At 71.7% G+C, this 26,274-nt stretch carries 23 protein-coding genes and 1 tRNA gene; 12 read left to right on the forward strand and 12 right to left on the reverse strand.

All coding sequences use genetic code 11. The annotated features are described in order from the left end of the window. Nucleotides 1-73: 73 nt before the first annotated feature. The 4 genes from IE316_RS05995 to pknB all read left to right on the forward strand — a co-directional run bounded on the left by IE316_RS05995 (nt 74) and on the right by pknB (nt 6,757). Entirely contained in the window at nt 74-1,615 is a 1,542-nt protein-coding gene (locus IE316_RS05995) for a Stp1/IreP family PP2C-type Ser/Thr phosphatase (RefSeq protein WP_190203294.1), read from the forward strand. 27 nt (nt 1,616-1,642) lie between these two features. Beyond that, complete coding sequence (locus IE316_RS06000; protein WP_190203066.1) at nt 1,643-3,076, forward strand: FtsW/RodA/SpoVE family cell cycle protein; 1,434 nt, start codon at nt 1,643-1,645, stop codon at nt 3,074-3,076. Continuing rightward, the gene (locus IE316_RS06005) at nt 3,073-4,545 is read left to right on the forward strand and encodes a peptidoglycan D,D-transpeptidase FtsI family protein (protein WP_190203067.1); all 1,473 of its coding nucleotides are present in this window, start codon (nt 3,073-3,075) and stop codon (nt 4,543-4,545) included. Before IE316_RS06000 ends, IE316_RS06005 begins: the two co-directional genes overlap by 4 nt. Nucleotides 4,546-4,735: 190 nt before the next feature. Further along, a complete protein-coding gene (gene pknB / locus IE316_RS06010) occupies nt 4,736-6,757 on the forward strand; it encodes a Stk1 family PASTA domain-containing Ser/Thr kinase (RefSeq protein ID WP_190203068.1) in 2,022 nt (673 codons plus the stop codon). A gap of 95 nt (nt 6,758-6,852) precedes the next feature. Here the strand turns inward: pknB and IE316_RS06015 are convergent, their stop codons facing one another. From IE316_RS06015 to IE316_RS06035, 5 genes are all read right to left on the reverse strand, one after another. Then, a complete protein-coding gene (locus IE316_RS06015; protein ID WP_190203069.1) occupies nt 6,853-7,614 on the reverse strand; it encodes a class E sortase in 762 nt (253 codons plus the stop codon). Nucleotides 7,615-7,627: 13 nt separating this feature from the next. Next, nucleotides 7,628-8,698, reverse strand: coding sequence for a class E sortase (locus IE316_RS06020; protein ID WP_190203070.1), 1,071 nt, complete (start codon nt 8,696-8,698; stop codon nt 7,628-7,630). Continuing rightward, on the reverse strand, nt 8,695-9,333 hold the full coding sequence (locus tag IE316_RS06025) for an aminodeoxychorismate/anthranilate synthase component II (RefSeq protein WP_190203071.1): 639 nt from the start codon (nt 9,331-9,333) through the stop codon (nt 8,695-8,697). The genes IE316_RS06020 and IE316_RS06025 overlap by 4 nt, the downstream gene beginning before the upstream one ends. Further along, nucleotides 9,330-9,491: a hypothetical protein gene (locus tag IE316_RS06030; protein WP_190203072.1), complete on the reverse strand. Its 162-nt coding sequence runs from the start codon at nt 9,489-9,491 to the stop codon at nt 9,330-9,332. The genes IE316_RS06025 and IE316_RS06030 overlap by 4 nt, the downstream gene beginning before the upstream one ends. A gap of 269 nt (nt 9,492-9,760) precedes the next feature. Further along, on the reverse strand, nt 9,761-10,540 hold the full coding sequence (locus IE316_RS06035; RefSeq protein WP_190203073.1) for a DUF881 domain-containing protein: 780 nt from the start codon (nt 10,538-10,540) through the stop codon (nt 9,761-9,763). A gap of 141 nt (nt 10,541-10,681) precedes the next feature. Between IE316_RS06035 and crgA the strand changes: the two genes are divergently transcribed. After that, nucleotides 10,682-10,936, forward strand: coding sequence for a cell division protein CrgA (gene crgA, locus IE316_RS06040; protein ID WP_190203074.1), 255 nt, complete (start codon nt 10,682-10,684; stop codon nt 10,934-10,936). Between the two features lie 259 nt (nt 10,937-11,195). On the opposite strand, the gene IE316_RS06045 is transcribed toward crgA, so the two are convergent. Continuing rightward, a complete protein-coding gene (locus tag IE316_RS06045; RefSeq protein ID WP_190203075.1) occupies nt 11,196-12,086 on the reverse strand; it encodes a rhomboid family intramembrane serine protease in 891 nt (296 codons plus the stop codon). A 118-nt stretch (nt 12,087-12,204) separates the two neighbouring features. Next, nucleotides 12,205-12,738: a peptidylprolyl isomerase gene (locus IE316_RS06050; protein WP_190203076.1), complete on the reverse strand. Its 534-nt coding sequence runs from the start codon at nt 12,736-12,738 to the stop codon at nt 12,205-12,207. 338 nt (nt 12,739-13,076) lie between these two features. On the opposite strand from IE316_RS06050, the gene IE316_RS06055 reads away from it, so the two are divergent. Continuing rightward, on the forward strand, nt 13,077-13,778 hold the full coding sequence (locus IE316_RS06055) for a DUF5324 family protein (protein WP_190203077.1): 702 nt from the start codon (nt 13,077-13,079) through the stop codon (nt 13,776-13,778). 98 nt (nt 13,779-13,876) lie between these two features. Here the strand turns inward: IE316_RS06055 and IE316_RS06060 are convergent, their stop codons facing one another. Both IE316_RS06060 and IE316_RS06065 read right to left on the reverse strand, forming a co-directional pair. Then, the gene (locus IE316_RS06060; protein ID WP_190203078.1) at nt 13,877-14,653 is read right to left on the reverse strand and encodes an isoprenyl transferase; all 777 of its coding nucleotides are present in this window, start codon (nt 14,651-14,653) and stop codon (nt 13,877-13,879) included. Nucleotides 14,654-14,890: 237 nt separating this feature from the next. Next, nucleotides 14,891-14,963: transfer RNA gene (locus IE316_RS06065), tRNA-Ala, on the reverse strand. 182 nt (nt 14,964-15,145) lie between these two features. Here IE316_RS06065 and IE316_RS06070 point away from each other — a divergent pair. Together IE316_RS06070 and IE316_RS06075 are read left to right on the forward strand one after the other, a co-directional pair. After that, nucleotides 15,146-15,694: a helix-turn-helix domain-containing protein gene (locus IE316_RS06070; RefSeq protein ID WP_190203079.1), complete on the forward strand. Its 549-nt coding sequence runs from the start codon at nt 15,146-15,148 to the stop codon at nt 15,692-15,694. A gap of 118 nt (nt 15,695-15,812) precedes the next feature. Continuing rightward, a complete protein-coding gene (locus IE316_RS06075) occupies nt 15,813-17,369 on the forward strand; it encodes a serine/threonine-protein kinase (protein WP_190203080.1) in 1,557 nt (518 codons plus the stop codon). A gap of 7 nt (nt 17,370-17,376) precedes the next feature. Here IE316_RS06075 and IE316_RS06080 read toward each other — a convergent pair whose 3' ends face one another. Together IE316_RS06080 and IE316_RS35340 are read right to left on the reverse strand one after the other, a co-directional pair. Beyond that, nucleotides 17,377-18,792, reverse strand: coding sequence for a hypothetical protein (locus IE316_RS06080; protein ID WP_229910214.1), 1,416 nt, complete (start codon nt 18,790-18,792; stop codon nt 17,377-17,379). Nucleotides 18,793-19,081: 289 nt separating this feature from the next. Then, a complete protein-coding gene (locus IE316_RS35340) occupies nt 19,082-19,210 on the reverse strand; it encodes a DLW-39 family protein (protein ID WP_003999697.1) in 129 nt (42 codons plus the stop codon). A 339-nt stretch (nt 19,211-19,549) separates the two neighbouring features. Here IE316_RS35340 and IE316_RS06090 point away from each other — a divergent pair, with 339 nt between their 5' ends. Both IE316_RS06090 and IE316_RS06095 read left to right on the forward strand, forming a co-directional pair. Next, nucleotides 19,550-19,936, forward strand: a complete 387-nt coding sequence (locus tag IE316_RS06090) for a DUF6344 domain-containing protein (RefSeq protein ID WP_190203081.1) — start codon at nt 19,550-19,552, stop codon at nt 19,934-19,936. 310 nt (nt 19,937-20,246) lie between these two features. Then, nucleotides 20,247-21,050: a glycosyltransferase family 2 protein gene (locus IE316_RS06095; RefSeq protein ID WP_229910215.1), complete on the forward strand. Its 804-nt coding sequence runs from the start codon at nt 20,247-20,249 to the stop codon at nt 21,048-21,050. Here IE316_RS06095 and IE316_RS06100 read toward each other — a convergent pair. Next, nucleotides 21,040-21,228 (reverse strand): ferredoxin, encoded by a 189-nt coding sequence (locus IE316_RS06100; RefSeq protein ID WP_190203082.1) that lies wholly within the window; start codon nt 21,226-21,228, stop codon nt 21,040-21,042. The two genes, IE316_RS06095 and IE316_RS06100, sit on opposite strands and share 11 nt — an antisense overlap. Before the next feature lie 152 nt (nt 21,229-21,380). On the opposite strand from IE316_RS06100, the gene IE316_RS06105 reads away from it, so the two are divergent. Continuing rightward, complete coding sequence (locus IE316_RS06105; protein WP_229910216.1) at nt 21,381-21,944, forward strand: hypothetical protein; 564 nt, start codon at nt 21,381-21,383, stop codon at nt 21,942-21,944. A gap of 302 nt (nt 21,945-22,246) precedes the next feature. Further along, entirely contained in the window at nt 22,247-26,197 is a 3,951-nt protein-coding gene (locus IE316_RS06110) for an nSTAND1 domain-containing NTPase (RefSeq protein WP_190203083.1), read from the forward strand. Nucleotides 26,198-26,274 lie beyond the last annotated feature (77 nt).

Below are 26,274 nucleotides of genomic sequence, written 5' to 3' on the forward strand. Positions count from 1 at the left end.
TCCCGACCGGAGGGTGGGCAGTGTGGCTCGACACGACCGGCTGTACCCGGAGCAGCCGACGGGCGAGGTGCGCATGAGTCTGTCACTGCGCTTCGCCGCCGGATCGCACAAGGGCATGATCCGGGAGGGCAACGAGGACTCCGGTTACGCCGGCCCCCGGCTGCTCGCCATCGCCGACGGCATGGGCGGCCAGGCGGCCGGCGAGGTCGCCTCCTCGGAGGTCATCTCCACCATCGTCGCCCTCGACGACGACGTGCCCGGCTCCGACATCCTCACCTCGCTCGGCACCGCCGTGCAGCGGGCCAACGACCAGTTGCGGCAGATGGTCGAGGAGGACCCCAGCCTGGAGGGCATGGGGACCACCCTGACCGCGCTGCTCTGGACCGGCCAGCGGCTCGGCATGGTGCACGTCGGCGACTCCCGCGCGTATCTGCTGCGGGACGGTGTGCTGACGCAGATCACCCAGGACCACACCTGGGTGCAGCGCCTGGTCGACGAGGGCCGGATCACCGAGGAGGAGGCCGGCACCCACCCCCAGCGCTCCCTGCTGATGCGGGCGCTGGGCAGCGGCGACCATGTCGAGCCCGACCTGTCGATCCGTGAGGTCCGGGCCGGCGACCGCTACTTGATCTGCTCCGACGGGCTCTCCGGCGTGGTCTCCCACCAGACGCTGGAGGACACCCTCGCCAGCTACCAGGGCCCCCAGGAGACCGTGCAGGAGCTGATCCAGCTCGCCCTGCGCGGCGGCGGCCCCGACAACATCACCGTCATCGTCGCCGACGTCCTCGACCTGGACACCGGCGACACCCTGGCCGGCCAGTTGTCCGACACCCCGGTCGTGGTCGGCGCCGTCGCCGAGAACCAGTCCCAGATCGGCGACAACGGCATCATGCAGACCCCCGCCGGACGCGCCTCCGGGCTCGGCCGGCAGGGCGGCGGGGGCGGCGAGTTCGGCCCGCCCGGCAGCGGCGACACCACCGGCTACATCCCGGCCGGCGGCTTCGGCGACTACGACGACGGCGACTTCACCAAGCCCCGCAAGGGCCGCCGGTGGGTGAAGCGGTCCCTCTACACGGTGCTGGCCCTCGCCGTCGTCGGCGGGGGCCTGTACGGCGGCTGGCGCTGGACCCAGACCCAGTACTACGTCGGCACCAAGGACGACCACGTCGCCCTCTACCGGGGCATCAGCCAGGACCTGGCCTGGGTGTCGCTCTCGAAGGTGGAGAAGGACCACCCGGAGATCGAACTCAAGTACCTGCCGCCCTACCAGCAGGACCAGGTGGAGGCGACGATCGCCGAGGGCGACCTGAGCGACGCCCGCTCGAAGATCGACGAGCTGGCGGTGCAGGCGTCCGCCTGCAAGAAGCAGGCCGAGCGGCGCGCCGCGCAGAAGCAGAACGAGAGCAACGCCAAGACCGGCGAGGGCGAGGCCCGCAGGACCACGGGAACCACTCCCGCCTCCTTCCCGTCCAAGGTGACACCGACGCCGACCGCGTCGGACGCGCCCAAGGCGTCCGAGTCCCCGTCCCCGTCCACGACCGCACCCACCTCCAGCCCCGGCCCCACCCTCTCGGAGGAAGAGCAGAAGGTCGTCTCGCTGTGCGGTAAGCAGTAGGCAAGCCGTGAGAGGCCCCGTCACACGATGAGCAGTACTTCCCCGACGCACCACACGTCCACGATCGGCGCCATCGGAGCGCCCAGCCGGCGCAACACCGAGCTGGCGCTGCTGGTGTTCGCCGTCGTCATCCCGGTCTTCGCCTACGCCAACGTCGGCCTGGCCATCAACGACTCGGTGCCGCCCGGCCTGCTGAGCTACGGTCTCGGACTCGGCCTCATCGCGGGCGTCGGCCATCTCGTCGTCCGCAAGTTCGCGCCCTACGCGGACCCGCTGATGCTGCCGCTGGCCACGCTGCTCAACGGCATCGGGCTGGTCGTCATCTGGCGCCTGGACCAGTCCAAGCGGCTCCAGGCGAGCCGCTTGTTCGTCGAGGCCGCCCCCCGCCAGTTGATGTACTCCGCGCTGGGCGTGGCGCTGTTCGTGGCCGTGCTGATCTTCCTCAAGGACCACCGCGTCCTGCAGCGCTACACGTACATCTCCATGGCGGGCGCGCTGGTGCTGCTGATCCTGCCGCTGGTCCCGGGCCTCGGGCAGAACGTCTTCGGCGCCCGGATCTGGATCAAGATCCCCGGTCTGGGCACCATCCAGCCCGGTGAGTTCGCCAAGATCGTGCTCGCGGTGTTCTTCGCGGGCTACCTGATGGTGAAGCGGGACGCGCTGGCGCTGGCCAGCCGCCGGTTCATGGGCCTGTATCTCCCGCGCGGCCGGGACCTGGGCCCGATCCTGGTGGTCTGGGTGATGTCCATCCTGATCCTGGTCTTCGAGACCGACCTCGGCACCTCGCTGCTGTTCTTCGGCATGTTCGTGATCATGCTGTACGTGGCCACCGAGCGGACCAGTTGGATCGTGTTCGGCCTGCTGATGTCCGCGGCCGGCGCGGTCGGTGTCGCCTCCTTCGAGACGCACGTGCAGCAGCGCGTCCAGGCGTGGCTCGACCCGGCCAACGAGTTCAAGCTCTCCCGGCAGGGCGTCGTCGGCCACACCGAGCAGTCGATGCAGGCCCTGTGGGCGTTCGGCTCCGGCGGCACCCTGGGCACCGGACTCGGCCAGGGCAACTCCGACCTGATCGGCTTCGCCGCCAACTCCGACTTCATCCTCGCCACCTTCGGCGAGGAGCTGGGCCTGGCCGGCGTGATGGCGATCCTGCTGCTGTACGCGTTGATCGTGGAGCGCGGCGTGCGCACCGCCCTCGCCGCCCGCGACCCGTTCGGCAAGCTGCTCGCCATCGGCCTGTCCGGCGCCTTCGCCCTCCAGGTGTTCGTCGTGGCCGGCGGTGTGATGGGCCTGATCCCGCTGACCGGTATGACGATGCCGTTCCTGGCGTACGGCGGTTCCTCCGTCATCGCCAACTGGGCGCTGATCGGCATCCTGCTGCGGATCAGCGACACCGCCCGCCGGCCCGCGCCCGCGCCCGCGGCCAATCCCGACGCCGAGATGACCCAGGTGGTCCGACCGTGAACAAGCCCCTGCGCCGTATCGCGATCTTCTGCGGCCTGCTGGTGCTCACCCTGCTCATCCGTGACAACTGGCTGCAGTACGTCAAGGCCGACAGCCTCAAGGACGACGAGAACAACCGCCGGGTGGCCATCGAGCGGTACGCCACCCCGCGCGGCGACATCATCGTCGACGGCAAGGCGATCACCGGCCACGCCACCACCGACGGCGACTTCAAGTACAAGCGCACCTACAAGGACGGCCCCATGTGGGCGCCGGTGACCGGATACGTCTCCCAGGCGTACGGCGCCACGCAACTGGAGGCCATCGACGACGGCATCCTCACCGGCAACGACGACCGGCTCTTCTTCCGCAACACGCTCGACATGATCACGGGCAAGAAGAAGGAGGGCGGCAACGTCGTCACCACCCTCAACGCCGCCGCGCAGAAGGCCGCGTACGACGGTCTGAAGGCGCAGGGCGGCAAGGGCGCGGTCGCCGCGATCGAGCCGTCCACCGGCAAGATCCTGGCGCTGGCCTCCTTCCCGTCGTACGACCCCTCCTCGATCGCGGGCAGCGGGGACTCCGACGCGAAGGCGTGGAAGGGCCTGCTGAAGGAGAACAACAAGAACGACCCGACGCTCAACCGGGCGCTGCGCGAGGTCTACCCGCCCGGTTCGACGTTCAAGGTGCTCACCGCCGCCGCGGCGCTGGAGAACGGCCTGTACGACAGCGCGGACGAGAAGACCGACTCCCCGCTGCCCTGGACCATGCCGGAGACCAGCACCGTACTGAAGAACGAGGGCGACCTGCCCTGCAAGAACGCCACCCTGCGCGAGGCGCTGCGGGTCTCCTGCAACACCGTCTTCGGCAAGATCGGCGCCGACCTGGGCAACGACAAGATGCTGGACATGGCGAAGAAGTTCGGCTTCACCGAGGAGCAGTTCGTCCCGGTCCGCTCCGCCGCCTCGGTCTTCTCCGACGACATGGAGCCCTCGCAGGTCGCGCTCTCCTCCATCGGCCAGTTCAACACCGCCGCGACCCCGCTGCAGATGGCCATGGTCACCTCGGCGATCGCCAACAACGGCACCCTGATGAAGCCGTACATGGTGGACGAGCTGCAGGCCCCGAACCTGGACACCATCGAGAAGACCGACCCCGAGGAGATGAGCAAGCCGCTGTCCGCGGACAACGCCCAGATCCTCCAGTCGATGATGGAGACGGTCGTCAAGGAGGGCACGGGAACCAGGGCACAGATCAACGGCGTCACCGTGGGCGGCAAGACCGGTACCGCCCAGCACGGTGTCGACAACAGCGAGAACCCGTACGCCTGGTTCATCTCCTACGCCAAGCAGAGCGACGGCAGCTCGCCGGTGGCCGTCGCCGTGGTGATCGAGGACGAGAACGCCAACCGGGGCGACATCTCCGGTGGCGGTCTGGCCGCGCCGATCGCGAAGAACGTGATGCAGGCCGTCCTGGACAGCAAGAAGTGACCACGGGCTGAACGGCAAGTGACTCCGCTCACGTCCGTTTCCCGTCCGCGCACGTCGCGATACCGGTCCGGTATCGGGTGACGGGCTTGGCCAAGTCACACAAAGCGAGCCGGGTACGGTAGGCCGGACGGCAGCCTCCGACCGTACAAGCAGGCCGGTCGGGACCGACGGAGAGGGCTGGTAGGTAGCTATGGAAGAGCCGCGTCGCCTCGGCGGCCGGTACGAGCTGGGCCCGGTGCTCGGCCGTGGTGGCATGGCGGAGGTTTACCACGCGCATGACTCCCGGCTCGGGCGCCAGGTGGCGGTGAAGACGCTCCGCGCGGACCTCGCGCGCGACCCGTCCTTCCAGGCCCGGTTCCGCCGGGAGGCCCAGTCGGCCGCCTCGCTCAACCATCCCGCGATCGTGGCGGTCTACGACACGGGCGAGGACTACATCGACGGGGTCTCCATCCCGTACATCGTGATGGAGTACGTCGACGGCTCCACCCTGCGTGAGCTGCTGCACAGCGGCCGCAAGCTGCTGCCCGAGCGGGCCATGGAGATGACCATCGGCATCCTCCAGGGCCTGGAGTACGCCCACCGCAACGGCATCGTGCACCGCGACATCAAGCCGGCCAACGTCATGCTGACGCGCAACGGCCAGGTCAAGGTGATGGACTTCGGCATCGCCCGGGCCATGGGCGACTCCGGCATGACGATGACGCAGACGGCGGCCGTGATCGGCACCGCCCAGTACCTCTCCCCGGAGCAGGCCAAGGGCGAGCAGGTCGACGCCCGCTCCGACCTGTACTCCACCGGTTGCCTGCTGTACGAGCTGCTGACCGTCCGGCCGCCGTTCGTCGGCGACTCCCCGGTCGCGGTCGCCTACCAGCACGTCCGCGAGGAGCCGCAGGCGCCCAGCGTCTTCGACCCCGAGATCACGCCCGAGATGGACGCGATCGTGCTGAAGGCGCTGGTCAAGGACCCCGACTACCGCTACCAGTCGGCCGACGAGATGCGCGCCGACATCGAGGCGTGCCTGGACGGCCAGCCGGTCGCTGCGACCGCCGCGATGGGCGCGGTCGGCTACGGCGGGTACGGCGGCTACCCCGACGAGCAGCCGACGACGGCCCTGCGCTCGGACTCCGGCGCGGGCGCCACCACGATGCTGCCGCCGATGAACCCGGACGACGGCGGCTACGACGAGCGGCCCGACCGGCGCCGCCAGCCGCAGCGCAAGTCCAGCACCTCCACGGTGCTGCTGGTGCTCGCCGGCATCCTGGTTCTGGTCGGCGCCATCCTGATCGGCAAGTGGGTGTTCAGCGGGGACGGCGGCACCGGCAACGGCACCATCGCCGCGCCGAACTTCGTCGGCCTGACCAAGGCGGACGCCGAGAAGCAGGCGGTCAACTCGGACCTGAAGGTCACCTTCTCCGAGGACACCTGCGAGGACCAGCCCAAGGGCAAGATCTGCGATCAGACGCCCGAGCAGGGCACCGAGGTCGACAAGCAGTCCACCGTCGAGCTGGTGGTGTCCACCGGGGCGCCCAAGGTGGAGGTCCCGGACGTCGAGGGCCTGACCTACGAGGAGGCCGAGAAGACCCTGAAGGACAAGGGCTTCGAGGTCGAGAAGAAGACCCAGGAGTCCACCGACACCCCGGACACGGTCCTGTCGCAGGACCCCGAGGGCGGCACCTCCAAGGAGAAGGGCTCCACCGTCACCGTCACCGTGGCCCGGCAGACCGCCCAGGTGACCGTGCCCGACGTGACCGGCAAGACCCCGGACGAGGCCAAGCAGATCCTGCAGGCCAAGGGCCTGGTGCTCGGCTCGCAGTCGACGGAGGAGTCCACCGCCCAGGAAGAGGGCAAGATCTTCGAGCAGAGCTTCGCCCCGGGCACGGACGTCGACCGCGGCAGCACCGTCGACGTGAAGATCGCCAAGAAGCCGGCCGAGGAGGAGCAGAAGTTCGCGATGCCGAAGGTGACCGACATGACGGTCGCCCAGGCCAAGCAGGTCCTCGGCCAGGCCGGGCTCCAGTTGGAGCGCATCCAGGGCGCCCAGGACGACAACGCCAAGGTGGTCGCGAGCAGCCCGTCCGAGGGCCAGGAGGTCAAGAAGGGCGACAAGGTCACCCTGATCGCCATCGCCCAGGGCGGCGGCAACGGCAACAACGGCGGGAACCGCAACATCGGCGGCATCTTCGGCGGCCTGACCGGCGGCGACGAGGACTGACCCGTCTCGCACGCGACACGGGAGAGCCCCGGACCCCTCGGCGTAAGGGTCCGGGGCTCTCCCGTGTGCCGTGCCGCGCGGTCCCCGGCGGGCCGCTAGCGGATCTCCTTCGGCGGTGTCCGCTCGGCGTCGACCTTCTCGGTGCGGACCAGCTCGCCCCAGACGATGTACCGGTAGCGGCTGGTGTAGACGGGCGTGCAGGTCGTCAGCGTGATGTAGTGGCCGGGCTTCTTCCGCCCCGACTCCTCGGGGATGTCGCCGAGGACCTCCACGTTGTATTTCGAGGTCTCCGGGAGGATGCCGTAGACCTTGTAGACGTACCAGGTGTCCTTCGTCTCGAAGACGATCGGGTCACCCTTCTTCAGCTTGTCGATGCGGTGGAACTTGGCGCCGTGCCCGTCGCGGTGCGCGGCCAGCGAGAAGTTGCCCTTCTTGCCGGTCATCGGCAGCTCCGCCTTGACCGGGTCGGTGTAGTAGCCGGCGACGCCGTCGTTGAGGACCTTCATCGAGGTGCCCTTCTCGACGAGGATCTCGCCCTTGGACAGGGCGGGCACGTGCAGGAAGCCGATGCCGTCCTTGGTGTTCAGCGCCCCCGGCCCGGCCCGGCCGGGCGGGTCCTGCGCCCAGGTGTCGCGCACCTCGTCCCCCCGCCGGTCCGCGTGGCGGTCCGCGACGACGTTCGTCCACCACAGCGAGTAGACGACGAAGAGGCCCAGCACCAGGCCGGCGGTGATGAGGAGCTCACCGAGGACGCTGACGGCCGCGGCGATCCGGCCCCGGCGGCGCGGGCGGTCCGGCGGCGCGGAGCCGGGCGCGGCGGTGTGCTCTTCGTGATCGGTGTCGGTGGTCGCTGCCACTGGTCATCTGCCCTTAACTGATCAGCGCATCCGGCTTGCCCTTGCTGCGCGGCCGTTCCTCGACCATCCTGCCCCAAACGATCATCCGGTACTTGCTGGTGAACTCGGGGGTGCAGGTGGTGAGCGTGATGTAGCGGCCGGGCCCGGTGAAGCCCGCCTGCCGCGGGACGGGGTCGAGGACGCTCGTGTTGCTGGGCGAGGTCACCGGCAGGATGGACGCCATCTTGTAGACGAAGTACGTGTCCTGCGTCTCCACGACGATCGGGTCGCCCGGCGCCAGCTTGTTGATGTACCGGAACGGCTCGCCGTGGGTGTTGCGGTGCCCCGCGAGCCCGAAGTTGCCGGTCTTCGCGTCGGGCATCGCCGTCTTCAGGACCCCCTCGGCGTAGTGCCCGACCATGCCGCGGTCCAGCACCTTCTTGCTGCTGACGCCCTCGGCGATGGGCACCACGACGTCCAGCTTGGGGATGTGCAGGATGGCGAAGCCCTGGCCCGGCTCGAAGGCGCCCGGACTGCGCTTGCCGTCCGCCCAGTCGTCCTGGAGGCTGCTGGCCGCCTTGTCGGCCTGCGCGTGCGCCCGCACGTTCGTCCACCACAACTGGTAGGTGACGAACAGCAGCATCAGTACGCCGGTGGTGATGAACACCTCGCCGATGACCCGGCTGGCGATGACGGCCGGGCCCGGTCTGCTGGCCCTGGCCAGGCGGCGGGCCTCGACGCGGCTACGGGGCGCCTCGGGGGCGTCCTGGGCCTCGGGGGAGGCGGCGGAGGGCCCGGGGCCCCGGCGGGCGCCCCGACGGCCGCCATGGCGCCCTTTGGCGGCCTTCCTGCGGGCCGCCCGGCCGCCGGCGGGGGCAGGGGCGGGCCGCTCGTCCGCCGGGCGGGCCGGCGGTTCGGGGATGCGCAGCGCCACGGTCTCCTCGTCCACCGGCGCCAGGTACGGCCGCGCGGGGGTCCGGTCGGCCGCGTACCCGCCGTCCCCGACCGCACCGGAACCGCCGTACCGCCGTTGCCCGTACGAGGACCCCGGGGCGCCGGCGCCGCCGCTCGCGCCGGACTCGCGCTCGGGGCGCAGCGCGGTCACGCCGTGGCCCTGCCCACCACCGGGGCGAGCCCCGCAGACCTCGCCACCGCGCCCTGGTCGCCGCACTCCGCCAGCCAGTTGGCCAGCATCCGGTGGCCGTGCTCGGTCAGCACCGACTCCGGGTGGAACTGCACGCCCTCGACGGGCAGTTCGCGGTGGCGCAGGCCCATCACGATGCCGTCGGGGGTACGGGCGGTGACCTCCAGCTCGGCCGGCACGGTGGCCGGTTCGGCGGCCAGCGAGTGGTACCGCGTCGCCGTGAAGGGCGAGGGCAGGCCGGCGAAGACGCCCCGGCCCTCGTGCTCGACCGGCGAGGTCTTGCCGTGCAGCAGCTCGGGCGCCCGGTCCACCACACCGCCGTACGCCACCTGCATCGACTGCATGCCGAGGCAGACGCCGAAGACGGGGACGCCGGTCGCCGCGCAGTGCCGGACCATGTCGACGCAGACGCCCGCCTGCTCGGGGGCGCCCGGGCCGGGCGAGAGCAGCACGCCGTCGAAGCTGTCCTGGGCGTGCGCGGTGGAGACCTCGTCGTTGCGCAGCACCTCGCACTCGGCGCCCAACTGGTACAGGTACTGGACCAGGTTGAAGACGAAGCTGTCGTAGTTGTCGACGACGAGAATGCGTGCGCTCACTGGTTGTCCACCGTCACATCGTTGAAGGGAAGCAGCGGCTCGGCCCACGGGAAGACGTACTGGAAGAGGACGTAGACCACGGCCAGGGCGAGCACGAGCGAGATCAGTGCCTTCACCCATGCGTTTCCCGGCAGATGCCGCCAGATCCAGCCGTACATGCCGTCCCTTCCCTCGCACCACGGCACCGGACTCACGCCGTACGGCAACAGACTAACGGCGCTACGCCCGAGGTTTCCCGGCCTCCACGGGCCCGGGCGTCCGGGGAGCCCGGCCGTCCCGGAGACAGGATCGATCACGCCGGGGCCCGGCGGCACGGATTTGTCCGGCCCTTTGTCGATCCGATACGCGGACCGTCCGCCGGCCGGAGTCCTCCCGCACCGGGATGTTCCACGTGAAACCGAGCCACCGGACGGGCGCGGCCGGGGGATCACTCCACGGGCTGGGCGTAGTGCAGGTCCACGGTGCCCGAGTAGCCGGGCAGCGTCACCGTCCCGTCGTCCTCGACCTGCCAGCCGAGCCCGTAGACATTGACGTACACCATGTAGTTCTGGATCGCCGGGGAGGCGGCCAGCGCCTGCTTCAGCTTCTCCGGGTCGCCGACCGCGGTGATCTTGTACGGCGGTGAGTAGACCCGGCCCTGGAGGATCAGGGTGTTGCCCACGCAGCGCACGGCGCTGGTGGAGATCAGCCGCTGGTCCATGACCTTGATGCCCTCGGCGCCGCCCTGCCAGAGCGCGTTCACCACGGCTTGGAGGTCCTGCTGGTGGATGACCAGGTAGTCGGGCTGGGGCTCGGGGTAGCCGGGGAGCTTGGCGGTGGCGTCCGGCGGGGCGTCGTCGAGCGTGACGGTGACGGCCCTGCCCTTCAGCTTCTGGGTGCCCGCGCGCCGCTCCAGGGCGGCGAGCTTGTCGTCCTCGGCCTGGGTGCTGTCGTCGTCGCGCTCGGCCAGGGACTCGATGTCGTGGCGGAGGGCCGCGTTGGACTCCTCCATCTCGCCGTTCTTGCGGCTGCGCTCCTGGATCAGGTCGGAGAGCTTCAGCAGGGAGGCGTCCGTGCGGATGTTGGTGCCCTTGGCCGTGTTGAAGCTGGTGAAGAAGATCAGTCCGGCGAGGGCGAAGACCAGGGCCGTGAGCACGCGCACGGGCCGGAAGCGTCGGCCGCGGGCGGCACTGGAACCCGTCCCGGGGGAGTCGGCAGAATTGCTCAACGTACCCTTATCTCCTTCGGCGCCACGGAAGCACTACGCTAACGGACGCCCGGGGGAGCGCTCAGAGTCCCCTTGTACGTTGCCCCGAGCCCGACCCAGTTCCCTGCGCGGCCACGCAGCGCATCGACAGGAGAGACCCTCGTGCCGAAGTCACGTATCCGCAAGAAGGCCGATTTCACGCCGCCGCCGGCGAAGCAGACGACGAGCATCAAGCTCAACAGCCGTGCCTGGGTCGCCCCTGTCATGCTGGCCATGTTCCTGATCGGGCTGGCCTGGATCGTCGTCTTCTACGTGACCGACGGGTCGCTGCCCATCGAGCAGTTGGGCAACTGGAACATCGTGGTGGGCTTCGGCTTCATCGCCGCCGGGTTCGGCGTCTCCACCCAGTGGAAGTGACGTCCGCCGACCGCTGAGCACGGCTCTGCCCACGGCTCTCCACCGAGTTATCCACAGCGATTTCCACAGCATGAGGAAAAGAAACGACGATCTGTGGATAACTCACCGGAGGTTGACGCCGGTGTGACAGAACCACCGGCAACCGAAAGCATGTGCGCCCCCTGTCTGACCTGCGGAAACACGGTCCGGTGACAGGGGGCACAGATGTTCTCGCACAGTGTGCACAAGATCCGCCACACGCTGTGGACAAACGGTGTGCTCAGGTGAGCTGCGAGGTTCTCACCAGGGTCAGCACGACGACTGCGACCAGCACCAGCGCACAGATGCCGTACTGGATCAGCGCCCGCCGCCGGCGCGGGGCGTGGACCATGCCGTAGCCGACCACCACGCCCGCCACCAGGCCGCCGATGTGGGCCTGCCAGGCGATGTTGAAGCCCGGGCTGAAGGTGAAGATCAGGTTGATCACCAGCAGCGCGACCACCGGCCGCATGTCCTGGTTGAGCCGGCGCATCAGGACCGCGGTGGCGCCGAACAGCCCGAAGATCGCGCCCGAGGCACCGAGCGAGGGCTGGTTGGGCTCGGCGAGCAGATAGGTGAGCGCGCTGCCGGCCAGCCCGGAGACGAGGTACAGGGCCAGGTAGCGGGCCCGGCCGAGAGCCGCTTCCAGGGGACCGCCGATCCACCACAGGCTGAGCATGTTGAACAGGATGTGGATATAGCTGCCGTGCAGGAACATCGGGGTCAGCAGCCGGTAGTACTGCCCCTCCGCGATGCCCTCGACCCCGCCGAGCAGCGGCACATAGGCCCGGCCGATCAGCTCGAAGCGGCTGGTGAAGGAGTCCCCGGCGGACAACTGGGCGAAGAAGGCGGCCAGGCACAGGCCGATCAGCACCTTGGTGACCAGCCGGGGGTCGGCCGTGATCCCGCCGCCGGCGAGGGTGCGGGGCCGGGCGGCGGCGGGGGCGGGCCCGGCGCCGGAGGTGCCGCGGACGCAGTCGGGGCACTGGAAACCGACCGAGGCGTTCACCATGCACTCGGGACAGATCGGCCGCTCGCAGCGGGTGCAGCGGATGCCGGTCCCGCGGTCCGGATGGCGGTAGCAGACCGGCAGGCTCCCGGCGTCCTGTGGGCTGCCCGCTGCCTGGTCCATGAGGTCCCCTCGAAGTCGTCGTGACAAAGCACCGCCCCGCCCATCCTTACGGACGGGCGGGGCGTTTGGTTCCCCCGGTGACCGGTCGCTCCCGGATCGGGCCCGGTCACGGCGGGGCTCAGCCCTCGCGGGTCTCCACGACGACCGACTCGATCACCACGTCGCTGAGCGGACGGTCGGTGCGCGGGTTGGTCTGCGTGGTGGCGATGGAGTCCACGACCTTCTGGCTGGCCGCGTCGACGACCTCGCCGAAGATGGTGTGCTTGCGGTTCAGCCACGTCGCCGGGGCGACGGTGACGAAGAACTGCGACCCGTTGGTGCCCGGACCGGCGTTGGCCATGGCCAGCAGGTAGGGCTTGTCGAAGGCGAGGTCCGGGTGGAACTCGTCCTCGAACTGGTAGCCGGGGCCGCCGGTGCCGTTGCCCAGCGGGTCGCCGCCCTGGATCATGAAGCCGCTGATCACCCGGTGGAAGACCGTGCCGTCGTAGAGCTTGTCCGTGGTCTTCTGGCCCGTGGCCGGATGCGTCCACTCCCGCTCGCCCTTGGCGAGCTCGACGAAGTTCTTGACCGTCTTGGGAGCATGGTTCGGCAGGAGCCGGACGTCGATGTCGCCGTGATTGGTCTTCAGGGTGGCGTAAAGCTGCTCAGCCACGATCTGCCTTCCGTTGTCTTCCTGTGACTCCCTGATCCTCGCACGGCCCGCGCCCCCCGTCGCCCAGCGGTCCGCCGCCACCACTCCCAGGTGAACCTCGGGTGCGGAAATCCGGCCGAGTGCCGCGGAGCGAGGACAGCGGGCGACGATCCGTGGCATTGTCGACGACAAGCTCCCGTTGTTCCGTATTCACCCGCTATCGAGATCGGTCCGCGCTCCGCCGAGGTCGTCCCGTGACCCGGATGCCTGTCTTCGCATGCCTGACAGGGCGTCGGCAGGCATGATCCGTAAAAGGGTGGAAAGTCGAATTACCGTACGCCACCGAGGAGGAGGAACCCGTGACCCGCATCGACAGCGTGCGCGCCGCGACCGGTTCGGCGAAGGACAGCGTGCTGCACGCCGCGGAAGTGGTGGCGCCCTACGCCGACACGGCCAAGGAAAGGGCCGCGCACTACGCACACGAGGCGCGCGTACGGCTGGCGCCCAAGGTGTCCCAGGCCGCCGACCAGGCTCGCCTCCAGTACGGCGCCCATCTCGCGCCGAAGCTGGAGCAGGCCCGGTCGCATGTGCCGCCGAAGGTCGACCAGGCCGCCCAGGAGGCGGCGGTCCGGGCCCGGCTGGCCGCCCGCCAGGCGGCCGAGTTCTCCCGTCCCCGGATCGAGCAGGCGGTGGCGGCGGCCGGTCCCGTCCGGGACGAGGCCGCGCTGCGCGGTGCCGCGGCACTGGCGGCGCTGCGCGGTCAGGTCTCCGCCGCGGAGATCCAGAAGCTGGCGCGCAAGCACCAGCGGCGCGCGAAGGCCGGCCGGGCCGCCCGGATGCTGCTGGTCCTGGGTGCGGTCGCGGGCGGCGCCTTCGCCGCCTGGAAGTGGTGGGACAAGCAGGCCAACCCGGACTGGCTGGTCGAGCCGCCGGCCGCGACGGAGGTCCCCGAGGCGGGCCACCTGACGTCGGTGGACGGCAGCGGCCCGGCCGAACTGGACCCCGAGGTGCAGGCCAAGCAGGCCGAGAACGAGGGCTCCCACACCGACGACCAGCGCTGACGGAGATCGACCCTACGGACAACGCCGCGGGGCGGGAGAGTGGGTCTCCCGCCCCGCGGCGATGTTTCACGTGGAACGTCCCTCGGACGCCCTACCCGTCACCGTCCGTAACGACGTTCCCGCAGCGAGTAGGAGCGCAGGGCGCGCAGGAAGTCGATCTCCCGGAAGTCCGGCCAGTAGGTCTCGCAGAAGTACATCTCCGCGTACGCGGACTGCCAGAGCAGAAAGCCGGAGAGACGCTGCTCGCCGGAGGTCCGGATGATCAGGTCGGACTCCGAACGCGTCTTGGAGTACAGGTGCTTGGAGATGTGCTCCATGGTGAAGGTGTCGATGAACTCGTCGATGTCCCCACCCTTGGCGCTGTGCTCGATGAGCGCCGAACGGACGGCGTCGACGATCTCGCGCCGGCCGCCGTAGCCGACGGCGACGTCCACCTTCGTCCCGCCCTGGCGGCCCTGGGTCGCCGCGGTGGCGGCCTTCAGCCGGCTCGCCGACTCGGCGGGCAGCAGGTCCAGAGCGCCGACGACCTCGACGGGCCAGGGGTTGCCCGGCACGGCCAGCCGCTCCACCACCTCGGCGATGATGTCGATCAGCGGGTTCAGCTCTTCCTCGGGCCGGTGCAGATTGTCGTCGGAGAGCATGTAGAGGGTGACGTGCTCGATCTCCGCCGAGTCGCACCAGCGGAGGAAGTCCAGCACCTTGGCGCCGCCCGCCCGGTAGCCCTCGCGGGGGTCGTCTATCCCGGACATCTTGGCCCACCGGCGGTTGCCGTCCAGCATGATGCCGATGTGCTGGGGGCGTGGGCGGCCCTCCAACTCCCTGACGAGGCGCTTCATGTACAGCGCGTCGAGAGCGGCCCGTACCTTCGCCCGCATGGTCAACCCCTTCCACCTCGTCGGCAGCGACCGAACGGCTCCGACGGCGTGAGCCACGTGACACCGCCCCGCGGCGGTGGGGGTCCTGGTGCCTTGTGGAGTGACGATATCAAGAGCGGACCGGCCGCCCCCGGCCCCGAACTCGGCCTTCAGGACCGCCTGTTCCGTCTTCCCGGAACATCCGGAACGAAAAGCCCCTCCATCTGCTTTTCCGCAGGTGAAGGGGCTCTTTCCGGGTGGAGCCTAGGGGAGTCGAACCCCTGACATCTGCCATGCAAAGACAGCGCTCTACCAACTGAGCTAAGGCCCCGGAAGTGGCGTGACCGACCGGGCGGGCGTCGCCGCGGTGGGCGCCGCGACCAAGAGTACCGGGTCGCCCCCGGTATCTCGCAAAAAGATGGGGGGTCCCGGTGCACGACCACTCTCCGTAAGATGCTCGGCGTGGTTCGCTGGAGCGAACTGCGGTTTTCGGGGCAGCGATGGGGAGACGCAATGGACGCCGCACAGCAGGAAGCCACCGCAAGAGCGCGGGAACTGCAGCGGAACTGGTACGGAGAGCCGTTGGGGGCGCTCTTCCGTAGGCTCATCGACGATCTTGGTCTCAATCAGGCTCGTCTGGCGGGGGTACTGGGACTGTCCGCCCCGATGCTGTCGCAGCTCATGAGCGGTCAGCGGGCGAAGATCGGCAATCCCGCGGTGGTCCAGCGGGTGCAGTTGCTCCAGGACCTGGCGGGGCAGGTCGCCGACGGCAGTGTGAGCGCCGCCGAGGCCACGGAGCGCATGGAAGAGATCAAGAAGTCTCAGGGGGGCTCGGTGCTCAGCAACACCACGCAGTCGACCGGCAGTTCGGGGGCGCCGACGGTGAAGCGGGTGGTCCGGGAGATCCAGTCGCTGCTGCGCTCGGTGGCCGCCGCGGGCGACATCATAGAAGCGGCGGACACTCTCGCCCCGAGCCACCCGGAGCTGGCAGAGTTCCTCCGGGTGTACGGCGCCGGCCGCACCTCCGACGCGGTCGCGCACTACCAGTCCCACCAGAGCTGACCTCCCTCCGGGCCCGACCGTCCCCGAGGGGGCGCGGCGGCTGGGCCCGGGAGCGGCGTCCGACGGGGGCGCGCGGCGGACGACGGGGAGCCTCAGGGGGAGGAGCGACGCGGAAGCCATGGGTGAGGTCTTCGCCGGCCGGTACGAACTGGTCGACCCGATCGGACGCGGAGGGGTGGGCGCGGTCTGGCGGGCCTGGGACCACCGCCGCAAACGCTATGTGGCCGCCAAGGTGCTCCAGCAACGCGACGCGCACTCCCTGCTGCGCTTCGTCCGCGAACAGGCGCTGCGCATCGACCACCCCCATGTGCTGGCGCCCGCGAGCTGGGCCGCCGACGACGACAAGGTCCTGTTCACCATGGACCTGGTCACCGGGGGCTCCCTCGTTCACCTGGTCGGCGACTACGGCCCGCTGCCGCCGGCCTTCGTCTGCACCCTCCTCGACCAGCTTCTGTCCGGGCTGGCCGCGGTCCACGCGGAGGACGTCGTGCACCGCGACATCAAGCCCGCCAACGTCCTGCTGGAGGCCACCGGCACCGGCCGGCCCCGGCTGCGGCTGGGCGACTTCGGCATCGCCATGCGGCTGGGCGAGCCCCGGCTGACCGAGGCCGACCTGGTGGTGGGGACGCCCGGTTATCTGGCGCCCGAACAGGTGATGGGCGCCGAACCGGACTTCCCGGCCGACCTGTTCGCCGTAGGACTGGTCGCCCTCTACCTCCTCCAGGGCGCCAAGCCGGACACCAAGTCCCTGGTGCGGCACTTCGCCGAGCACGGCACCCCGGGTGCGCCACGGGGGATCCCCGAGCCGCTGTGGCAGGTGGTGGCCACGCTGGTGCAGCCCGATCCCCTCGCCCGCTTCCGCACGGCGACGGGGGCGCGCAAGGCCCTGGCCGAGGCGGCGGAGCTGCTGCCGGAGCCCGGCCCCGACGACGAGAAGATCGAGATCTTCGACCAAGTCGGGCCGCTGCCACCGGGGTTCGGCCCCGACGGGCCGATCGGCCCCCGGCGAGCGGTCAGGCCGCGAACGCCGCGCGGTGCGTCGGAGTCTCAGGTGGCACGGGGACCGGGAGACCTGGACCCGGGCGCGGACACCGGCAGTTCCGGGCAGGAGCCTGTCTCCGCCTCCGACGACCCCCGTAGTGTCCCGTCCTTCCCCCAGTCGGACACCGGCAGTTTCCACCTGCCGCCCCCACAGGCCACGACCGCGACCACCGCCCTGCCGCCGCGCGACCCACGAAGGGGGCCCGAGCAGGCGGAGCAGCGACCTCAGCAGCAGCGGCCAGAATCCCCCTCGGGCTCCTCGGACTCCTCGGGCTTTCCGGACTCCCCGTACTCCCCGGACTCCTCGGGCTTCCCGGACTCCTCGTCCGCCCCGAGCTTCCCGTACTCGGCGTCCTCGCCGTTCTCGCCATTCTCGTCGTCTCCTCATGCCTCGCCCTCGTCGTCCCTCGGCACCGCACCGGCGTATCCGGAGCCCGGTCGCGTCGATGCCCCTACTGCTTCGTACACCGCTCGGGCCGCTCAGGTTCCCCCTTCCACCCCCGCCCCTTCGGGCGCACGGCGCCGCGCGCACCGGCTGCGCCGCCCCGGCCCCCCGGCGAAGGTGGCGGTCCCGGTCCTGCTGCTCGCGCTGCTCTGCTACGCGGTCGGCCTCTGGGCCCTGACCCGGCTGTGAGCGCCGATCACGCGCCCCTGCGCCGCGCCACGACCGTCCACACCCCGAGCCCGGCCAGCAGCAGGCTCCCCGTGCCGATCCCGCCGACCGCGACCGCCTTCATCGCCAGGTTCCCGGTGCCGTCCTCGCCCTCACCCTGCGGGGCCGTCGCCACCCGGTCGGTCCCGGTGACCGTGAAGAGGTCCCGCGGCACCGGCTCCCCTGCGTATCCGGGCCCCGCCCCGGCCGTGCCGAGCAGCCGGACCCGCAGGGTGAGGGTGAACGGCCCGTCCCCGAAGTCGTCCGCGACCTGCTCGGCGAGGTGCGCCACCAGGTAGTAGGAACCGGCGAACCGCATCGCGCTCACCCGTCCGGCGACGGCGTACCGGTTGTCGTACGCCACCGGCGGCACGGGGTCCAGGCCGACGGTGGCACGCCGGCCGCTGTACCCGGCGCCGGCGCTGTCGACCCGGCCGCGTACCGGATTGTGCAGGGCCAGTTGCAGCGCGGCGGTGGCGTAGCCGCTGCCCTCCGCGGTGGCGTCGAGGTCGGCGGTGGCGTACACCTGCCGTCCCCAGTCGAGGGGCACCTTGTAGAAGAGGGTCTGCCCGGGCCGGATGTCGTCGCGCCAGGCGCCCTCGCCGATGGGCGTGGCCCCGGCGAAGCCGTCCCCGCCCCGGCGGCGTACCGGCGTCCCCGCCGGGGGTTCGGGCGTCGCCGAGTCCCAGGTCTCCGGCGTGTTCCTGGTGGGCGTCCGCGTCAGGCCCGGTTCGGCGGCGGTGGTCAGTTCCAGGTCCCAGGCGTCCGGCGGGGAGTCCTGCGGCCGGGACCGCTCGACCACCAGGTAGTAGGCGCCCGCCTCCTGGCACCGGGTCGCGCCGGGGGAGACCTCGCGCTTCGCCCAGGCGGTGACCGGGCGGGGGCTGCGGGCGGCGCCGAAGTTCGCGGTGCCGGAGTCGCAGGCGCCGCCGTCGGCGTCCCGCAGGGAGACCCGGATGCCGTCGACGGCGGTGACCTCGCCACCGGACCGGGGGACGGCGGTGACGGAGACATAGGTGGTCGAGACGGCGTCGAGGTCCAGGCGGTAGTAGAGCGTGCCGTCCCGGGGAAGCGAACTGCGGTACGTGGCCCCGGCCTTCAGCCACGCGGCGTCCGCGGCGCCGTCCGCCCCGTCGATCCGCCGGGCGTCACCGGCGAAGGCGTACCCCGGGGGTGCGTCGGCGAGGGCGGCGGACCCCGCCAGTACGTCAGTGAAGGCGGACCCGGCGGGCCCAGCGGACCCCGCGGACCCAGCGGGCCCCGCGGACCCAGCGGGCCCGGCAGCTCCGGCAGATCCGGCAGATCCGGCGGACCCAGCCGACGCACCGACCGCCCCGGCCACGCCCGTCCACTGCGGACCGGCGGTCAGGCACAGCACCGCACCGACGGCGGCCAGGCCCCGCACCCCCGGCCTCGACGCCCGCCTCCACCCCCGTTTCCGCCTCCGCCCCCACGCCAACGCCCGCCACCCCTCCCGTGCACCCAACGGCTCCCGGGCCGTCCCGCAACCGGACCGTGGCCCGTCCTTGGCCCGTCCGTGGCCCGTCCGTGGCCCATCCTGCCCCGCGGCCCCGCCCGCCATCCGCCCAACGCCTACGCGCGTCCGAAACCCCACCCGGACCGGCTCCCGGGCAACACAAAACCCCGACCGTGATGACGGCCGGGGTCTGCTCAGAATCGTATGCCGGTCGGACTCACGAACCCGTGGGCACGGAGTCGGTCGCCTCCGTCCACAGATCCTGCTCGGCGCGATCCGCCTGGATCTGGCGGTACACGAGGAGCCCGCCGATGGCGGCCAGTGCGACCAGGAGAAGCTTCTTCACCGCGCGACCTCGTCTTTCGTTGACGTAGGGGACCTCTGGCGCCCGACTATACACACCGACCGATATCGATCGGTGACCTGCGTCGGGCGTCAACTCGGCGCCGCACAAGCCCCATAGAGAAGGGTGACGCCGTTCTGATCGGAGGGTGATCACACCCCCACGGACGGTCAGCTTTTGACCGCCCTCCTCCCGCCTTCGCACCTTTTGCCCTCCCGTGCACCCATCCGTGTGGTGTTCATCTGAACATCGACGCGCCACGGGCGTCGGTCCACCACTTCGCGGCGCTCATACACATCATGAGGAAAGTACGCAAATCGCCCAACCCGAAAGTGAGGGGCCATGGCCCGGAACAAGGTCATGACGCTGTGGACCACCGTCGTCACCGCCTTCCTGGCGCTGTTCACGGCGCTCGGACTGATCACCACGAGCGCCGCCGCGGCGGTACCGCGGACCGAGACCGCGCGCAACAGCGAGAGCACTCCGCAGCGGACGGCCGCCCCGGCGCCGGCTCCCTGGTCCTGGTCACGGACCGGGTCCCTGCCCCCCACGATGAAGCAGCGCATCCACGCCGAGGCGCACGGCAAGTCCCCCAGTTGCCGGCACCGCCCGCTGACGGACGCGACCGCCGCCGACCCGGCCGGCGCCGCCACCTCCGACCACTGCCGCACCGGCAACGGCTCCACCACCGGACACCGCACCCCGGCCGACCCCCCGCTCCAGCGCTGACCGGCCCACCGCGCCGGCCCTGACCGATCCGCCGCTCCAGCGCCGACCGGCCCACCGCGCCGACGCCGACCGACCCGCCGCTCCAGCGCCGACCGCCCCGGCACGCGCGCGTGCCCACCGCTCACCGCTCACCGATCCCGACGTCACGGCGATCCGCGTACCGCACCGCCCACGGACCACGAAGGCCCGGCCGCTCACAGGAGCCGCCGGGCCTTCGTCATGTCCTCCCGCGAGGAGTTGTTACGCTCCCCTGCGTGCCCAGCGCCACGGAGCCCCGCCTCGTCGTCCCGTCCAGCCAGCGGGAACGGCGGTGAGTGCCGCCGTGAGCCGGCGCGTCGTCGTCGTCACCGCGGTCCACGCCCCGTCGGCCCGCTTCCTGCCCGAGGCGTACGACTCGCTGTGCGCGCAGCGGCTCCCCGAGGGCTGGGAGTGGCACTGGGTGATCCAGGAGGACGGCGGCACGGACGCCGTCCTCCCGTACGTCCCCGACGACGCGCGCGTGACCTTCCGTCAGGGCCGGCCCGGCGGCCCCGGAGTGGCCCGCACCATCGCCCTGGCCCACGCCGAGGGCGCGTACGTGAAGATCCTGGACGCCGACGACCTGCTGCCGCCCGGCACCCTCGCCCGTGACCTGGCCGTCCTGGAGGCCGATCCCGGCATCGGCTGGACCACCTCCCGGGTGCTGGACCTGCTGCCCGACGGGACGACGGCCGGGTTCCCCGGCGACCCCGAGGCGGGCCCGATCGAACGCGGCGCGGTGCTGGACTTCTGGACGGCGAACGACTTCCGCGCCCAGGTCCACCCCGCCACCCTCTGCGTCCGCCGCGAACTGCTGCTGGCCCTCGGCGGCTGGATGGCGCTGCCCGCCTCGGAGGACACCGGGCTGCTGCTGGCGCTCGGCGCGGTGAGCCGTGGCTGGTTCTCGTCGGAGGTGGGCCTCTACTACCGCAAGTGGGAGGGCCAGGCGACCCGGCAGCCCACCCACGTGGACCCCGCCGAACGCGCGGCCCGGATGGCCGTGGTGGAGGCCAGGGCCCGGGCCCTGGCGGAGTTCGGCTGGCGGTACCCCCCGGCCGGCCCGGCGGGGGAGCCGTCCGCGCGCGCTACTCGGTGAGGGTGATCGCCTGCGACGGGCACCACTGGGCCGCGTCCCGCACCCGCTGGTCGTCACCGGCGTCCTCGCGGCCCGGCAGGACGGCGCCGAACCCGTCGACGGTGGTGAAGACGGACGGGATCCGGTGCACGCAGTCGTACGAGCCGTAGCAGAGGTCGGGGTCCACGGAGATCCTCATACGCGCTCCCGTCACGGCCGGCCGGAGACCTTCACGCCCTCCCTGCCCCGCGCGCGGACCGCCGAACCCACCGAACCGGCCCCCCGACCCGCCCGGCACTCGTAAGATCATCCGCAACACCTTCGGGGCACGTCCTGGGCGGGGGAGACGCGGTGGGGTCCGGCGAGCAGCTCATCACCATCGCCGCCGTGCTGCTCGGCGCGCTGAGCACGCACGTCACCAACCACCTGATGGAGCGGAGCCGCAACCGCCATCAGAAGCTGACCCGCTGGGACGACCGCAAGATCGACACGTACGCGGAGTACGTGGACGCGGCCAAGATGCGGATCGCGCTGGCCGCCCGGCTGTACGAGGCCCGGGAGGGCCGGCGCGACGACCACCGGCCGGAGCAGGACCTCCGGGAGGACCTGGCGGAGGGCGGCCGGCGCTGGGGATCGGCGTTCGAGCGGGTCATGCTGCTCGGCGGCGACGACGTGATCGAGGCCGGGCACGAGCTGAACACGGTGCTCGCCGAGATCGACTGGCAGGCCACGGGCGCGCTCTCCGGCAGCCTCGCCGAGTGGCGCGAGCGGCACCGCGCCGCGTTCCGGCTGATCAACGACTTCCACGAGGCGGCCCGTGCCGACCTCGGCATCCGCGGCAGCGTCACCGGTGAGAAACATCCCGAGCGTGATCTCCTGCTGCCGCCGGCCCGCGAGGCGCGAGCCGGGGACTGACCCCCGTGGTGCCCCATCGTCCGGTACCGGTCCCTCCCCTCGCGGGGACCGGTACCGGACGGTGGGCGGATCTCCCGGTCCGGCCGGCGGCCGATCCGGAGTTCGCGGCGTCATGAGGGGTGTTTCGGGGCACTGACCTGGTGGCATGTCCGGCGGTCAGGTGGCGGGCGCGCTGGGTGATGATCCTGCCCGCTGGGGCCTCGACCGTGGAGGTTCCGGTTCCCGGCTCCCTACATCGCCGCAGGTCAGACGTATAGAGTGAGTTTTCCGGTCCGGATGTCCGGTGCGAGCGAAGTGAAGGGGTGGAGACCTTGGGCTCCGACTCGGGAGCGCGCACGGCCTTCGCGGAACGTCTCGCGCTGCTCTACAAGGAGGCGGGCGATCCGCCCCTGAAGCGCGTGGCCGAGGCGGTCGTCCGGCTCCAGCGGATCGACGAACGGGGCCGTCCGGTACGGGTGTCCGCGCAGCGGATCAGCGACTGGCGCCGGGCCCGGAACGTGCCCGCCCAGTTCGCCGCGCTGGCGGCGGTGCTCCAGGTGCTGGTCCCCGAAGCGCGCCGGATCCGGCCGGTACCCGTCTCGCCCGGTCTGTACGACCTCGCGCAGTGGCAGCGCCTGTGGGAGAGCGCGGTGGCCGGCGCGCCCGCCGCCGAGGAGGCCCGGCCGCCGGAGGAGGCGGTGCCCGGCGGGGTGTGCCCGTACCGGGGGCTGGCCTCCTACCGGCAGCAGGACGCCCGCTGGTTCTTCGGCCGGGAGCGGAGCACCGACGCCCTCGTCGCCCAGTTGCGCGCGGCGGAGCGGACGGGGGGCCTGGTCATGCTCGTGGGCGCCTCGGGCGCCGGGAAGTCCTCCCTGCTGCACGCCGGTCTGGTGCCCGCCCTGGAGGACGGCGACCCCCCGGCGCGGACCGTCCTCCAGCTCGTACCGGGCGCCGCCCCGCTCACCGGACTGGCCCGGATCCTCCCCCCGCTCGTCCCGGTCGTCACCAGCCGCACCGACATCTCCCCGCAAGTCGCCCGGCGCTTACGGCGGTCCGTCGCCGAGTGGGCCCGGAAGCGGTCGTCGTCCGCGGGCCGCCCGGTTCTGATCGTCGATCAGTTCGAGGAGACCTTCACGCTCTGCCGCGACGAGGAGGAGCGGCGGACGTTCGTCCGGGCGCTGCACGCCCTGTGCACGCCGGCCGGGCCCGGGGACCCGGCCCCCGCGCAGGTGGTCCTCGGCATCCGCGCCGACTTCTACGAGCAGTGCCTCGGCTATCCCGAACTGGCCGACGCCCTCCAGCACCGCCACATGGTGCTCGGCCCGCTCACCACCGCCGAGCTGCGCGAGGCGGTGACCCGGCCGGCCAAGGCGGTGGGCCTGGAGATCGAACCGGGGCTGGCGGAGCTGATCGTCCGCGAGGTGAGCGCCGACGGCCCGCGCGGGGCGCACGACGCGGGTGTGCTGCCCCTTCTCTCCCACGCCCTGCTCGCCACCTGGCAGCGGCGCAAGGGCGGCCGGCTCACGCTGGCCGGCTACCGCGCGGCGGGCGGCATCCAGGGCGCGGTCGCGGCGAGCGCCGAGCGGGCCTGGTCGGGACTGGACCCGGCGGCGCGCACGGCCGCGCGGCTGCTGCTGCTGCGGCTGGTCCGGCTCGGCGAGGACACCCAGGCGACCCGGCGGCGCGGCACCCGGCGGCAGTTGGCGGAGGAGTCCACGGACCCCGGCAAGACGGAGGAGTCCCTGGAGGCGCTGGTACGCGCCCGGCTGGTGACGCTGGACGCGGACACCGTCGAGATCACCCACGAGGCGCTGCTGCACGCCTGGCCCCGGCTGCGCGACTGGATCGACGAGGACCGCGGCGGCAACCTGCTGCGGCAGAAGCTGGAGGAGGACGGCCGGGCCTGGGAGGAGTCGGGCCGGGACTCGTCCCTGCTCTACCGGGGGTCCCGGCTGGCGCAGGCGCACAGTTGGGCGGAGTCCGCGGGCGACACTTTCCTGACCCGCAGCGCGGTGGAGTTCCTGGCCGCCTCGGTGAAGCTGCGCCGGCGCTCGGTGCGGATCGGCCGGGCCGCGGTCGCGGCGCTGGTCGTGCTGGCGCTGCTGGCCGCCGGGTCGGCGGTGATCGCCTGGCAGCAGCGCAACGACGCGGTGTTCGAGCAGGTCCTCGCCGAGGCGGACCGCGTCCAGTACACCGACCCCTCGCTCTCCGCCCGGCTCGCCCTGGTCGCGCACAAGCTGCGCCCCGACGACGAGGGCACCGGCAACCGCCTGATCTCCATAGTCAACGCGCCGCTGGCCACGCCCCTCACCGGCCACACCGGCGCCGTGTACCTGACCTCGTTCAGCCCGGACGGGCATCTGCTGGCCACCGCGAGCTACGACCGGACCGTACGGCTGTGGAACGTCGCCGACCCGTCCCGCCCCGAGCCGCTGGGCAAGCCGCTCACCGGCCACCGGAGCTGGGTGAGCACCGCCCTGTTCACCCCGGACGGCCACACCCTCGCCAGCGCCTCCGACGACGGCACGATCCGGCTCTACGACGTGGCCGACCCCGCCCGCCCCCGCCTCGTCCGGGCGCCCCTGACCGGCCACGACGGCCCGGTCTACCTGCTGGCGTTCAGCCCGGACGGCCGCACCATGGCCTCCGCCGGCGAGGACGGCACCGTCCGCCTGTGGGACATGACCGACCTGCGCCGCCCCGAGCCGCTCGACACCCTCACCGGCCACACCGCCGCCGTGCGCTCGGTGGCGTTCAGCCCCGACGGCCGCACCCTCGCCAGCGGCAGCGACGACGCCACGATCCGCCTGTGGGACGTCACCGACCCCCGGCACACCGACCCGCTCAGGACCCTCACCGGCCATACGGCCACCGTGCACTCGGTGGCGTTCGCCCCCGACGGCCGCACCCTCGCCAGCGGCGGCTCGGACGACACCATACGGCTGTGGCGGACGGCCGACCCCGCCCACGCGGCCCCGGTCGGCCCCTCGCTCAGCGGCCACACCGGGCCCGTCTGGTCGGTGGACTTCAGCCCCGACGGCACCATGCTCGCCGCCGCCAGCGCGGACAGCACGGCCACGCTGTGGAAGGTCAGCGACCCCTCCTCCCCCTCCCAGGTCGGCGAGCCGCTCGCCGGGGCCAGCGGCGAGATGTACGCCCTGGGGTTCAGCCCCGACGGCCGTACGCTCGCCACCGGCAACGGCGACGGCAAGGTCCGCCTGTGGTCGATCCCGACCTCCGACATGCTCGGCCGGATCGGCAGGTTCCGGCCGGACGGCCGGGTGCTCGCCACCGCCGCCCGCGACGGCCGGGTCCGGCTGTGGAACGTCACCTCGCCCCGCCGCCCGGTGCGCCTCGGCGCCCCGTTCCGGCCGGGCAAGGGCGACGTACGGTCCCTGGTGTTCTCGCCCGACGGCCGCACCCTCGCCGTGCTGACCGGCAGCCGCGCGGTCCAGCTCTGGAACGTCACCGACCCCGCCCGGCCGGTCGCGTACGGTCCGCCGGTCGCCCTGCGCACCCGGTTCGCCGGGCCCGACGCGCTCGCCTACAGCCCTGACGGACGCACCCTCGCGACCGCGTTCGACGACCGCACGATCCGCCTGTGGGACGTCACCGACCCGACCGCCCCCCGCCCCCTCGGCGCCCTGCTCACCGGCCACACCGGGTACGTCAACGCCCTCGTCTTCAGCCCCGACGGGCGGACCCTGGCCAGCGGCAGCGCGGACAACACCATCCGCCTGTGGCACGTCACCGACCCACGGCACGCCACGGTCGCGGGCCGCCCCCTCGCCCGGCACATGGGCCCCGTCAACACCCTCGCCTACAGCCCCGACGGCCAGGTCCTCGCCAGCGGCGGCGACGACAACACCGTCCGCCTGTGGCACGTCGCCGACCCCGCCCACGCCGGTGAACTGGCCGCCCTGACCGGCCACACCGAGGCGGTGGCCTCCCTCACCTTCCGGCGCGACGGCAGCGCCCTGGCCAGCAGCGGCAACGACAACACCGTCCGCCTGTGGGACGTCTCCCGCCCCGCCCACGCCACCGCCATCGGCCAGGCGATGAGCCCCAACGCCAAGACCGGTACGTTCCTGTCCTTCAGCCCCAACAGCCAGATGCTCGGCGTCTCCAGCGGCACCGACACCGTCCGCCTGTGGAATCTGGACGTCGACGACGCGATCGACCGCATCTGCTCCACCACCCGGGGCGTCCTCACGGCGGAGAACTGGCACGACTACCTGCCCCGACTCGATTACGAGTCCCCCTGCGACCGATGACTCCACGCCATCCCCGCCGACTCGCCCTCCCACCACCCCGCCCTTCTTGTACCCTTGGCCACAGCCCGGCCGCTGAC

Origin of the sequence: Streptomyces fumanus (assembly GCF_014655295.1) — a bacterium.
Taxonomy (GTDB): Bacteria; Actinomycetota; Actinomycetes; order Streptomycetales; family Streptomycetaceae; genus Streptomyces; species Streptomyces fumanus.

Excerpts from the sequence above, each read along its gene's own strand:
- IE316_RS05995 (WP_190203294.1), top strand. The coding sequence starts at position 74 with ATGAGTCTGTCACTGCGCTTCGCCGCCGGATCGCACAAGGGCATGATC.
- IE316_RS06000 (WP_190203066.1), top strand. The coding sequence starts at position 1,643 with ATGAGCAGTACTTCCCCGACGCACCACACGTCCACGATCGGCGCCATC.
- pknB (WP_190203068.1), top strand. The coding sequence starts at position 4,736 with ATGGAAGAGCCGCGTCGCCTCGGCGGCCGGTACGAGCTGGGCCCGGTG.
- IE316_RS06030 (WP_190203072.1), bottom strand. The coding sequence starts at position 9,491 with ATGTACGGCTGGATCTGGCGGCATCTGCCGGGAAACGCATGGGTGAAG.
- IE316_RS06045 (WP_190203075.1), bottom strand. The coding sequence starts at position 12,086 with ATGGACCAGGCAGCGGGCAGCCCACAGGACGCCGGGAGCCTGCCGGTC.
- IE316_RS06060 (WP_190203078.1), bottom strand. The coding sequence starts at position 14,653 with ATGCGGGCGAAGGTACGGGCCGCTCTCGACGCGCTGTACATGAAGCGC.
- IE316_RS06070 (WP_190203079.1), top strand. The coding sequence starts at position 15,146 with ATGGACGCCGCACAGCAGGAAGCCACCGCAAGAGCGCGGGAACTGCAG.
- IE316_RS06075 (WP_190203080.1), top strand. The coding sequence starts at position 15,813 with ATGGGTGAGGTCTTCGCCGGCCGGTACGAACTGGTCGACCCGATCGGA.
- IE316_RS06090 (WP_190203081.1), top strand. The coding sequence starts at position 19,550 with ATGGCCCGGAACAAGGTCATGACGCTGTGGACCACCGTCGTCACCGCC.
- IE316_RS06100 (WP_190203082.1), bottom strand. The coding sequence starts at position 21,228 with ATGAGGATCTCCGTGGACCCCGACCTCTGCTACGGCTCGTACGACTGC.